This window comes from Mycobacterium sp. 1245801.1 (assembly GCF_001673055.1).
In the GTDB taxonomy this organism is placed as follows: domain Bacteria; phylum Actinomycetota; class Actinomycetes; order Mycobacteriales; family Mycobacteriaceae; genus Mycobacterium; species Mycobacterium europaeum_A.
In genome coordinates this window covers 1-11531 of the sequence record NZ_LZKY01000222.1, presented here as the reverse complement: position 1 = coordinate 11531, position 11531 = coordinate 1, and the positions used below count along the sequence as shown (strand labels likewise).

The following is an 11531-nucleotide window of genomic DNA, read 5'->3' as shown; positions in this document are numbered from 1 at the left end:
GCGCAGCGCGCCGATCCGGTGGCTGGCGGCAACGGCACGCACCCCGCTGGATTGCCCGGCCACGTCGGCCACCACGTCGGCGATGACCTCATCGGCCGACGGGTGCGCTGAGTACTCGAGTCGCACCACCCGCCGTCCGCCGTCGTGGTCGCGGATCACGCCGACGAACCCGACGATGGCGCCGGCGGATTGATGGCCCACCAACTCTTCGTGCTCGGCCAGCGAGATCGGGTGCTCGGTCATGGCAGCGCGCACGACGAGCGTCATCGCTGGTGATCTTTACCGGCGAGTTGGTCGAGCGCGTGATCCAGCACATCGGCGAGCACGCCCAGGCCGTCGCGCACGCCGCCGGGCGAACCCGGCAGGTTGACGATCAGGGTCTGACCGGCGACGCCGCACACGCCGCGCGACAGCACCGACGTCGGCACCTTGGGCAGGCCCGACTGGCGGATCACTTCGGCCAGGCCCGGGATCAGGTAGTCGACGACGGCCACGGTCTGGTCCGGTGTGCTGTCGCTGGGTGAGATGCCGGTGCCACCGGAGGTGATGATGACGTCGACCTCGGCGTCGATCGCCGTGCGCAGTGCGTCGCCGACCGGCGGCCCGTCGGCGACGACTTCGGGCTGCGCGGCCGAAAAGCCCCGCTCGGCCAGCCATTCGGCGATGATCGGGCCGCATCGGTCGTCGTACACTCCCGACGACGCGCGGGTCGAGGCGATGATGACGCGGGCTGAACGGGTGCTCATGGGCGCGCCCACCTTCCGGTTTTGCCGCCTTCCTTGCGCAGCACTCGAATGTCGTCGATCCGTGCGGCCGGGTCCACCGCCTTGATCATGTCGTAGAGCGTCAGGCCCGCGACGCTGACGGCCGTGAGCGCTTCCATCTCCACCCCCGTGCGGTCGGTGCTTCGCACCGTTGCGTTGATCTCGATCTCAGACTCGCCGACCGTGAAGTCGATGTCGACCCCCGTGAGGGCGAGCTGATGACACAGCGGGACGAGGTCGCTGGTGCGCTTGGCGGCCTGGATGCCGGCCACCCGGGCGGTGGCCAGCGCATCGCCCTTGGGCAGGCCGCCGGTCGAGATCAGCGCCACCACGTGCGCCGAGGTGCGCAGGACGCCCGCGGCGACCGCGGTCCGCTTGGTGGCCACCTTCTCGCTGACGTCGACCATGTGCGCAGCGCCGTGGTCATCCAGATGTGACAGCGCGCCCGAGCCGGGCTCATTCGACGCCCAGTTCGCCGAGGCTTGGGAGGCCTCAGAGGCCCTGGCCATCTGGCGACCTACCGATTGACGACGGTGACCGGGTGCAGGTAGGGCAGATCGGTGGAGGGCAGCGGAAACACCAGCTCGCCGAAGGGGGACAGCGCACCCGTGCGATCGGTCACGAGTTCACTGACCGCGTGGTCGTCGGGGTCCGTCGTCGGCCAGCCGTTGTCGACGTACTTGGTCTTGCGGGCTTTGCCCTCAGCAGTGTCAGCCACGAGGTCCATTCTTACAGGTGGCCGAACCGCATGTGGCGCAAGACCGGAGTTCGAGACGCGTTGCGGTGCGCGCCGGTGTTCACCACGCGGGTGAGTCGCCGGGTTGTCGAGGTCTGCTGGGTGGCCGCGACCTGCTTTACGCTGGTCAGCAATGACCGACAACACCCCGGATATCCCGCTGGGGTCGTGGCTGGCCGAGTTATCCGATGAGCAGCTGATCCGACTGTTGGAATTGCGGCCGGACCTCGCCCAGCCCCCACCCGGCAGCATCGCCGCGCTGGCCGCCCGCGCCCAGGCCCGCCAGTCGATCAAGGCCGGCACCGACGACCTGGACTTTTTGCGGCTGGCCGTGCTCGACGCGTTGCTGGTGCTGCAGGCCGACGCCGAGCCGGTGCCCACGCCGAAGCTGCTGGCGCTGATCGGTGACCGCGCCCCCGAGACCGACGTGCTGGATGCCGTCGACGACCTGCGGCAACGCGCCCTGGTGTGGGGCGAGGCCGCGCTGCGGGTGGCCGCCGACGCCGCGACGGGCATGCCGTGGCATCCGGGCCAGGTCATCCTCGAGGACACCTCGCGTAGCGCCGAACAGATCGCCGCCCTGATCGACGACCTCACCGAGGCACAACTCGACGTGCTGGAGAAACTTCTCGAAGGGTCCCCGATGGGACGCACGCGCGACGCCGCGCCCGGCGCGGCCACCGACCGGCCGGTGCCCCAGCTGCTGGCCATGGGCCTGCTGCGGCGCATCGATGCCGAGACGGTGATCTTGCCCCGCCACGTCGGACAGGTGCTGCGCGGCGAGCAGCCCGGTCCCATGCAACTGACCGCCCCCGACCCGGTGGTGTCGACCACCACGCCCGACGACGCCGACGCCGCGGCGGCCGGGGCCGTCATCGACTTGCTGCGCGAGGTCGACGTCCTGCTCGAAACCCTCTCCGCCGCGCCGGTTTCCGAGCTGCGCAGCGGCGGCCTGGGAATCCGCGAGGTCAAACGGCTGAGCAAGGTGACCGGCATCGACGAGCAGCGGCTGGGTTTGCTCCTCGAAGTCACGGCCGCGGCCGGATTGATCGCCAGCGGCATGCCCGACCCCGAACCGGTTACCGGCGAGGCGCCGTACTGGGCGCCGACGATCGTCACCGACCGCTACGCCGCGATGTCGGTAGCCGAGCGCTGGCAGCTGTTGGCCGGCAGCTGGCTGGATCTGCCCGGGCGGCCGGCGCTGATCGGCAGCCGCGGCCCCGACGCCAAGCCCTACGGGGCCCTGACCGACGGCCTGTACTCCACGGCCGCGCCGCTGGACCGCCGGCTGTTGCTGGGCATGCTGTCCGAGCTGCCCCCCGGCGCCGGCGTCGACGCGGCGGCGGCGTCGGCGGCGCTGATCTGGCGGCGTCCGCGCTGGGCGAAACGGTTGCAGCCCGGGCCAGTCGGGGACCTGCTCGCCGAGAGCAACGCCCTGGGCCTGGTGGGCCGCGGCGCCATCAGCACGCCCGGCCGCGCGCTGCTGGACGACGACGGCGATCCGCAGGTCGCCATCGAGGCGATGAACCGGGCGTTACCCAAACCGGTCGATCACCTCCTGGTGCAAGCGGATCTGACCGTGGTGGTGCCCGGGCCGCTGGAACGCGACCTGGCCGAGCAACTCGCCGTCGTGGCGACCGTCGAATCCGCCGGCACCGCGATGGTCTACCGCGTCAGCGAGCAGTCGATCCGGCACGCGCTCGATGTCGGCAAGACGCGCGACTGGATGCATTCGCTGTTCGCCAAGCATTCCAAAACGCCGGTGCCCCAAGGCCTTACTTATTTGATCGATGACGTCGCGCGCCGGCATGGGCAGCTGCGGATCGGCATGGCCGCGTCGTTCGTGCGCTGCGAGGACCCCGCGCTGCTGGCCCAGGCCGTGGCCGCGCCGGCGACCGAAGAGGTGCAGCTGCGGGCCCTGGCGCCGACGGTCGCGGTGTCGCCCGCGCCGATCGGCGAGGTCCTCACCGCGTTACGCGCCGCGGGGTTCGCCCCGGCGGCCGAGGATTCCTCCGGCGCCATCGTCGACGTCCGTCCCCGCGGCGCCCGGGTGTCCACCCCACAGCAGCGCCGGCCCTACCGTCCGGCCCGGCGCCCCAACACCGAAAGCCTCAACGCGGTGGTGGCGGTGCTGCGCAAGGTGACCGCCGCACCGTTCGGCAACATCCGCGTCGACCCGGCGGTCACCATGACGCAGTTACAGCGCGCCGCCAGGGAACAAGACACCCTGGTGATCGGTTATCTGGATGCGGCGGGGGTGGCCACCCAGCGCGTCGTGTCGCCCATCACCATCAAGGGTGGCCAGCTGGTGGCGTTCGACTCCGCGTCCGGTCGGCTGCGTGACTTCGCCATCCACCGCATCACCTCGGTGGTGTCGGCCACCGGCCGATAATGGTGAGCATGCCCGCCGACGTCAAACAGATCGAAAGGAGTGGCGCTGACTATGTCTGACGGACCGTTGATCGTGCAGTCCGACAAGACGGTGCTGCTCGAGGTGGATCACGAGCAGGCCGGCGCGGCGCGCGCCGCCATCGCGCCCTTCGCCGAGCTGGAGCGCGCACCCGAACACGTCCACACCTACCGCATCACGCCGCTGGCGCTGTGGAACGCCCGCGCCGCCGGCCACGACGCCGAGCAGGTGGTCGACGCCCTGGTCAGCTTCTCGCGCTACGCGGTGCCCCAACCGCTGCTGGTCGACATCGTCGACACGATGGCCCGCTACGGCCGCCTGCAGCTGGTGAAGAACCCCGCGCACGGTTTGACGCTGGTGAGTCTGGATCGCGCGGTGCTCGAAGAAGTGCTGCGCAACAAGAAGATTGCCCCGATGCTCGGCGCCCGGATCGACGACGACACCGTCATCGTGCACCCCAGCGAGCGCGGTCGGGTCAAGCAGATGCTGCTCAAGATCGGTTGGCCCGCCGAGGATCTCGCGGGTTACGTCGACGGTGAAGCGCACCCGATCAGCCTGGCCGAGGACGGCTGGCAGCTGCGCGACTACCAGCAGATGGCCACCGACTCCTTCTGGTCCGGCGGATCGGGCGTGGTGGTGCTGCCCTGCGGCGCCGGCAAGACCCTGGTGGGCGCGGCCGCCATGGCGAAAGCCGGTGCGACGACGCTGATTCTGGTCACCAACATCGTCGCGGCGCGGCAATGGAAACGCGAGCTGATCGCCCGCACGTCGCTCACCGAGGACGAGATCGGCGAGTACTCCGGCGAGCGCAAGGAGATCCGGCCGGTCACCATCTCGACGTATCAGATGATCACTCGCCGCACCAAGGGCGAGTACCGGCACCTCGAGCTCTTCGACAGCCGCGACTGGGGGCTGATCATCTACGACGAGGTCCACCTGCTGCCGGCGCCGGTGTTCCGGATGACCGCCGACCTGCAGTCCAAGCGGCGCCTCGGCTTGACCGCCACACTGGTCCGCGAGGACGGCCGCGAGGGTGACGTGTTCTCCCTGATCGGGCCGAAACGCTATGACGCGCCGTGGAAGGACATCGAGGCGCAGGGGTGGATCGCGCCCGCCGAGTGCGTCGAGGTGCGGGTCACCATGACCGATAACGAGCGGATGCTCTACGCGACCGCCGAACCCGAAGAGCGGTACAAGCTGTGCTCGACGGTGCACACGAAAATCGCTGTGGTCAAATCGATTTTGGCAAAGCATCCCGGCGAGCAGACCCTGGTGATCGGCGCCTACCTCGATCAGCTCGACGAACTCGGCGCGGAGCTCAACGCCCCGGTGATCCAGGGGTCCACCCGCACCAAGGAACGCGAAGAGCTGTTCGACGCCTTCCGCCGCGGCGAGTTGTCCACCCTGGTGGTGTCCAAAGTCGCCAACTTCTCCATCGACCTGCCGGAAGCGTCTGTGGCAGTGCAGGTTTCGGGTACGTTCGGCTCACGCCAGGAGGAGGCGCAGCGGCTGGGCCGGCTGCTGCGGCCCAAGTCCGACGGCGGCGGCGCGATCTTCTATTCGGTGGTGGCGCGCGACAGCCTGGATGCCGAGTACGCCGCGCACCGGCAGCGCTTCCTGGCCGAACAGGGTTACGGCTACATCATCCGCGACGCGGACGACCTGTTGGGCCCCGCGATCTAGGTTGTTGCTCATCGCCGCTCAGCGCGGCGGCCGCGATATCACTCGGTGCGCCGTGATCAACGAAATCTATTCCGGCGCTTCGCCTCTCTTCGAGACGGCCAACCCGCCAAGGGTCACGAGAGCAGCGCCGACTCCACCGACGTAGGCTTTGGCCATATCACGGCCGGACACGCCAGGGCATTCCGGCAGCGAGGCTAGCCACGCGACGGCGTCATCGCGTTCGTCGTTGTGGTACACCCGAAGCGGGCACGGCATCCAGCTGCCGATGGCGCGGCTTGTTGTCCGAACCCAGCCGCTGTCGCTCACGACAGCGCACCCGTCAAGCAACCGCAGATAGCCCGTTCCGAGGCGCGCGTCCGCCCACAGCGCTCCCCCCGTAATGCGCTGGAATCCCGGGGCGAATTCGTACAGCAGCCGCAATCGGCCCCCTGTGCGTCCTGCCTGTTCGACCATCGGCGCGAAGATCCGCGCGTAATCCGCTGACGTCAGAGTCCCGGTGGCTTCGAGCGCACGAATGCCCGCGGGCATGTCCGCAAGTTCCCTTAGCACAGCAACTCCTCACCGGGGGCCGACGGGCGATCACGCTCACGATCACCCCCGATTAATACCCTAGTGCAACTATTGCATAGTGCTATAGTAATCCCATCCGTCACCGTGGAGGTGGGCATATGAAGATCGCCATCGTCGGCGCCGGCATCGCCGGCCCCACGCTTGCGTACTGGCTCTCCCGGTATGGCCACGAACCAACCTTGATCGAGAAGGCGCCACAACTCCGCACCGGCGGCTACGTCGTGGACTTTTGGGGTGGCGGGTATGCCGTTGCCGAACGCATGGGCCTCACCACCGAGCTGCACGACACGGGATACGCGGTGCGCGAGGTGCGGCTCGTGGACCGGAATTCGAGACGCGTGGGCGGCTTTTCGGCCGAATTGTTCCGGCGCAACGTCGATGGCCGGCTCGTCACCGTGCCCCGCGGCGATCTGTCAGCCATGATCTATCGCGCCATCGACAACCGGGCTGAAACTCTGTTCGGTGAAACCGTTTCGGCCGTCGAGCACGGCGGTACCGGCGTGCGAGTCACACTCGAGAGCGGCGGGTCACGGCAATTCGACCTGCTCATCGGTGCGGGTGGAATTCATTGTCCCGTGCGGGACTTGATGTTCGGCCCACAATCGAGATTTGAGACGGATCTCGGTTACCGAGTCGCGGCGTTCGAGGCCGAGGCCTATCAGCCGCGTGATGAACTCGTGTACCTCGCCTACACCCTGCCGGGACGCATGATCGCCCGATTCGCCATGCGGGACGAGAAGACCATGTTTCTTTTCGTTTTCACCGCTGATCACATGAGCGGTCCGGATCCGCAAGATGTGTCACAGGCCAAGACGATCCTGCACGAGGTCTTCGGCGACGCGGGTTGGGAATGCCCGGAGATCCTGCGCCAACTCGACGGGGCCTCCGATGTCTACTTCGATCGCACCAGCCAGATCGTCATGGACCACTGGTCGGACGGGCGAGTAGCGCTCATCGGTGACGCGGCGGCCGCAGTCTCGCTGCTGGCGGGCGAGGGAACGGGCCTGGCAATGGTGCAGGCCTACACATTGGCGGGCGAACTCAACCGCGCGGGAGCCGATCACCAGGATGCGTTTCGTAGCTACGAGCGTCAGCTCCGTCCGATCGTCGAGGCCAGGCAGCGGTCGGCGCGCACCTTCGCCACGATGTTCGCGCCAAAGACGTCGCTGGGTCTGTGGACCCGCAATCAGACGTCCAAACTGCTGAACGTTCCGCGGCTGGCCGACCGGGTCGTTCGGAGTGAATTCCGTGACGACATCGCGTTACCCGAATATGCCCTATAAGCCGGACGATCGGACCTGAAAAGGGTTTGGGCCCAGGCTTTTCAGCGCGACAGGATGGTCGCCGACGCGGTGCCGGGTGCGCCGTACACCTGGGCCAGGCCGACGCGCGGGTTGCCGGGCACCTGGCGCTCGCCCGCCTCCCCGCGCAACTGCCGCACCAGTTCATGCATCTGCCGCAGGCCCGACGCGCCGATCGGCTCGCCGTTGGCGATCAGCCCGCCGTCGGTGTTGACCGGCATCGAGCCGTGGATCTCGGTGGCGCCGTCGGCCAGTAGCTTCTCCTGTTCGCCGTCGGCGCACAGACCGGTCTCGGCCATGTGGATCACCTCGGCGCCGGCGTCGGTGTCCTGCAACTGCGCGACGTCGACGTCCTCCGGGCCGATGCCGGCCGCCTCGTAGGCGGCCTTGGCGGCATAGACCGTCGGCGACGCGTCCTCGTCCAGCGGCGCCGACGTCGCGTGCACCTCGTAGGCGCCGAAGCGCCGGGTCCGAATCTCACAGGCGCGCACATAGACTGGCTTGTCGGTGAACTTCTCGGCCATGTCGGCGCGGCACATGATGACCGCGGCCGCGCCCTCGTCGGGAGCGCAGAACATGTACTGCGTCAGCGGGTAGTTCAGCGCCGGCGAGGCGAGGATTTCCTCGACCGAAATCTCCTTGCGCCGGAACGCATTCGGGTTCAGCGCACCATTGCGGAAGTTCTTGTTGGCCACCCGCGCCAGCGTCTCCTGCGAGATGTTGTGGTCGTGGATGTACTTGTTGGCCTTCATCCCGAAGAACTTGGTGGTGACGAACTGGCCGTTGTTGGCGTACCACTGGGGCAGCGCCAGCTTGGCGGGGTCGTCCGTGAAGGCGCCGCGCGGGTGCTTGTCGAGCCCGATGGCGATGCCGATGTCGTACTTGCCCAGCCGGATCGTGTCGGCGGTCTGCTGAATGGCGCTGGCCGCGGTGGCGCAGGCGTTGAACACGTTGGTGAACGTGATGCCGGTCAGCCCGACCAGCCGGGTCACCGCGTCGGGATTGGAGACTTCGTAGCTGCCGCCGAAGCCGAACTGGATGTCCTTCCAGTCCACGCCGGCGTCTTTGAGCGCGAGCTGCACGGCCTCGGCGCCCATCTGCATCGCGGTCTTGTCGAACCTGCCGAACGGGTGCAGGCCCACGCCGATGATGGCGACATCGTTGGTCATCTCAGACTCCTCTGGATTCGACGGTGGCGACCCGTTTCGCCCGGCTGCGCCGCGCTCACGATCGCCACGGGCGGACGGTGGCGACCCGTTTCGCCCGGCTGCGCCGCGCTCACAATCGCCACGGGCGGACGGTGGCGACCCGTTTCGCCCGGCTGCGCCGCGCTCACAATCGCCACTCAGACCGGCTGGAAGGCGAACGTGATGATTTCGGCGCCCTCGTCGTCGGTGGCGAACGGCACCATGGTCAGTTCGACCTCCTGGCCGAACTGCAGCTTGGCCGGGTCGTTCTCGGTGAGCCGCCCTTCGACGCGGATGACGTCGCCGAGCTGAACCAATCCCACGCCGAACGGCACGAAGTCCTTGCCCGTCGGGCCGGCGTAGGGGGCGCCGGGCGGGAAGCCCTGGGTGGTCCACGCCACCAGCGTTCCGCGTCGGGGCAACAGCACCTCGGACATCTCGCCGGCGCTGCAGCGCGGGCACCACTGCTGCACCGGGAAGGTGGTCGCCTCGCAGCTGCCGCATCGGCTGCCGATCAGCTGTGGGCTCTCATCGGGCCAGGTAGAGATCTCAGGCGCAAGTGCCTTCTGCATCGAGGGATCCTCCACAATCCGCCAACAGAATATTGCTCACTGAACCGTATAACAGCATTCCAAAAAGTGGAAACCGCATTCTCATCCTTGTGCGGGCGCCCGCGCCAGGGGCGGGCGGGCGCGCAGCGATATGTTGGGCGCATGACGGTCACGGTGATACTGGAGCTCAGGTTCAAGCCCGACGAGGTCGCCGCGGGGCGCGAGCTGATGGGCCGGGCGCTGCAGGACACCCGGGCGTTCGACGGGAACGTGCGCACGGACGTTCTTGTCGACGAGGACGACGAAGCGCACTGGCTCATCTACGAGATCTGGGAGACCGTCGAGCACGACGAGGCCTACCGCGCCTTTCGCGCCGGCGAAGGCAAGCTGACGCAGCTTCCCCCGCTGCTGGCCGCGCCGCCGGCCAAGACCAGGTACCTCACCAGCGACGTCTAGCGCTAGCCACGCCACCGGCTCACCCGGCCCGCCATGGCCGCGAACAGCGGGTCGGGCAGCAATAGAAGCGCCCGATTTCGGGCGTTCTCCAGGACGGCGCTGCCCGGCGCGGTGAATCGGGAGCCCGCCTTGGACGCGCCGTACACAGCGAGCATGCGCAGCCATCGCCGAGACAGCCCGGGCACGCCGTGGCGGGCCAGCGTTATCGCGTCTTCCATGGCCAGCGCTGCCCCCTGGCCGAAGGTCGGCCGCATGCAGTGCGCGGCGTCACCGATCAGCACGACGTTGCCGCGGGCGAGTCGACGGGGTGGTCGCGCTTCGAAGATTTCCGGAGTGATCATCTCGCCGGCCGTCGCGGCGTCGATCAGGGCCGGCAAGGGGTCCGGCCAGTCGCGAAACGACCGCAAGTCCGGGTGCCGGCTCCGGGTGCCGCCGTAGACGTAGGTGCGGCCGTCGACCAATGGCAAGATGCCGAAATCGGCTGTGCGGCCCCAAATCGGACCGAAACCAGTAGCGAGCTCACGGTCGGCTATCCAGGCCCAGCCGGTGACGCCGGTCGAGCGCGGCGACGGCGCGTCCGCAAACAGCAGCTTCCTCGTGACACTGCGCAGTCCGTCCGCGCCGATCACTAGATCGAACCGGTCCGCCTTGCCGTCGACGACAACCGAGCCATCGGCAGCGACCGCGGTGACGTTGGCCGCATACCGCACACAGTGCGAGGGCAGCGCGGCCGCCAACCAGGCAATCAACGCGGCGCGCGGCACGGTCGCGAACTCATCGCCTCCGGCGAGCTGCGCCAGGGTGCGTCTGACCAAGACCCGCCCGTCGCGGGCGCGTACGGTGGCCGCCGTCCGGGACCACGGGTCGGTCACCACGTGGTGGCGCACACCCAGAATCGACAAGCACGCCAACGCGTTTGGGGCGAGCGCGATGGCTCCGCCCATCGCGGAGGGACCGGGCGTCTTCTCGAACACGGTGACGTCGTGGCCGTCCTGCCGGAGCGCGATGGCAGCCGCCAAACCCGCGAATCCTCCGCCGACGATCCCTACCCTCATGCACACACCATCGCCGTACTCAATCGCCGAAGCACCGGGGCCTTGCTAGCTCAGCGCCGGCATGACCTCCCGTTCGAACAGCTCGATGCCCGATCGGTCGTAGGCCGCCTCGGGGAAGTAGCAGATCGCGTACTCGCAGCCGAGGTCGCGGATCTTGGTGAGCCGCTCGATGACCTGTTCCGGTGTGCCCGTTGCCGAGTCGGGGCCGCTGGTCCCGGCGATCATCGCGTCCGCCGCAGCCTCACCGACGTAGCCGGCTAGGCGGTCGCGCACCCGCTGCAGCCGGTCTTTGACGTCGGCCTCCGAGGTGCCCACGATGGCGTTGACGTTGACCGACCGCACGATGGCGTCGAAGTCGGTGCCCACGTTGCGGCAGTGCTCGGCCAGCACGTCGGACTTGTGCGCGAACGCTTCCGGCTCGGGAGTGAAGTTGGTGTACTGCGCGTATTGGGCGGCGATCCGCAGCGTCACCTTCTCACCGCCACCGGCAATCCACAACGGAATGCCGTTGCCCTGCAGGGGCTTAGGCGCGACGATCGCGCCGTCGACCTGGTAGTGCTTGCCGTCGAAGCTGACCTTGCCGTCGCGCCAGGCATCGCGCATGATCTGCACGCCCTCATCCAGGCGACCCAATCGCACACCCGCCGAGGGGAATCCGTATCCGTAGGCGCGCCATTCGTGTTCGTACCAGCCGCCGCCGATACCCATCTGGATGCGGCCACCGGAGATGATGTCGGCCGTCGCGGCGACCACCTCGCGGATCAAGCTCGGCCAGATGTGCACGGCGATGAGCTACCGCAACCCCGTCTACCTGGCCA

General features: G+C 68.3%; 12 protein-coding genes and 1 pseudogene. 4 read left to right on the top strand and 9 right to left on the bottom strand.

The features are described 5' to 3' along the window. From A5622_RS14740 to A5622_RS14725, 4 genes are all read right to left on the bottom strand, one after another. On the bottom strand, positions 1 to 267 hold a 267-nt coding region (locus A5622_RS14740; RefSeq protein ID WP_197498035.1), incomplete at its 3' end, for a molybdenum cofactor biosynthesis protein MoaE. After that, positions 264 to 746: a molybdenum cofactor biosynthesis protein B gene (locus tag A5622_RS14735; protein ID WP_066872063.1), complete on the bottom strand. Its 483-nt coding sequence runs from the start codon at positions 744 to 746 to the stop codon at positions 264 to 266. The genes A5622_RS14735 and A5622_RS14740, both read right to left, overlap by 4 nt. Beyond that, positions 743 to 1273, bottom strand: a complete 531-nt coding sequence (gene moaC / locus A5622_RS14730) for a cyclic pyranopterin monophosphate synthase MoaC (RefSeq protein WP_066872056.1) — start codon at positions 1271 to 1273, stop codon at positions 743 to 745. Before moaC ends, A5622_RS14735 begins: the two co-directional genes overlap by 4 nt. 8 nt (positions 1274 to 1281) lie before the next feature. Further along, on the bottom strand, positions 1282 to 1482 hold the full coding sequence (locus tag A5622_RS14725) for a hypothetical protein (RefSeq protein ID WP_174320979.1): 201 nt from the start codon (positions 1480 to 1482) through the stop codon (positions 1282 to 1284). A 151-nt stretch (positions 1483 to 1633) separates the two neighbouring features. On the opposite strand from A5622_RS14725, the gene A5622_RS14720 reads away from it, so the two are divergent. After that, complete coding sequence (locus tag A5622_RS14720) at positions 1634 to 3892, top strand: helicase-associated domain-containing protein (RefSeq protein ID WP_066879439.1); 2259 nt, start codon at positions 1634 to 1636, stop codon at positions 3890 to 3892. A gap of 51 nt (positions 3893 to 3943) precedes the next feature. Beyond that, positions 3944 to 5593: a DNA repair helicase XPB gene (locus tag A5622_RS14715; protein ID WP_066872049.1), complete on the top strand. Its 1650-nt coding sequence runs from the start codon at positions 3944 to 3946 to the stop codon at positions 5591 to 5593. Positions 5594 to 5659: 66 nt separating this feature from the next. Here the strand turns inward: A5622_RS14715 and A5622_RS14710 are convergent, their stop codons facing one another. After that, positions 5660 to 6121, bottom strand: coding sequence for an STAS/SEC14 domain-containing protein (locus A5622_RS14710; protein WP_231999646.1), 462 nt, complete (start codon positions 6119 to 6121; stop codon positions 5660 to 5662). A gap of 140 nt (positions 6122 to 6261) precedes the next feature. Between A5622_RS14710 and A5622_RS14705 the strand changes: the two genes are divergently transcribed. After that, positions 6262 to 7446 carry an FAD-binding domain gene (locus tag A5622_RS14705; RefSeq protein ID WP_066879433.1) on the top strand — a complete coding sequence of 395 codons (1185 nt, stop codon included), beginning with the start codon at positions 6262 to 6264 and terminating at the stop codon, positions 7444 to 7446. A gap of 41 nt (positions 7447 to 7487) precedes the next feature. Here the strand turns inward: A5622_RS14705 and A5622_RS14700 are convergent, their stop codons facing one another. After that, positions 7488 to 8633 carry a thiolase family protein gene (locus A5622_RS14700; RefSeq protein ID WP_066872046.1) on the bottom strand — a complete coding sequence of 382 codons (1146 nt, stop codon included), beginning with the start codon at positions 8631 to 8633 and terminating at the stop codon, positions 7488 to 7490. 176 nt (positions 8634 to 8809) lie between these two features. Then, positions 8810 to 9223 (bottom strand): Zn-ribbon domain-containing OB-fold protein, encoded by a 414-nt coding sequence (locus A5622_RS14695; protein WP_066872060.1) that lies wholly within the window; start codon positions 9221 to 9223, stop codon positions 8810 to 8812. Positions 9224 to 9364: 141 nt separating this feature from the next. On the opposite strand from A5622_RS14695, the gene A5622_RS14690 reads away from it, so the two are divergent. Beyond that, on the top strand, positions 9365 to 9658 hold the full coding sequence (locus A5622_RS14690; protein ID WP_008253825.1) for a putative quinol monooxygenase: 294 nt from the start codon (positions 9365 to 9367) through the stop codon (positions 9656 to 9658). Between the two features lie 2 nt (positions 9659 to 9660). Here A5622_RS14690 and A5622_RS14685 read toward each other — a convergent pair whose 3' ends face one another. Together A5622_RS14685 and A5622_RS14680 are read right to left on the bottom strand one after the other, a co-directional pair. Continuing rightward, positions 9661 to 10713, bottom strand: coding sequence for an FAD-dependent oxidoreductase (locus A5622_RS14685; RefSeq protein ID WP_082994598.1), 1053 nt, complete (start codon positions 10711 to 10713; stop codon positions 9661 to 9663). 45 nt (positions 10714 to 10758) lie between these two features. Then, positions 10759 to 11463, bottom strand: a pseudogene (locus A5622_RS14680) (LLM class flavin-dependent oxidoreductase); the annotation flags it as partial. Positions 11464 to 11531: the final 68 nt, after the last annotated feature.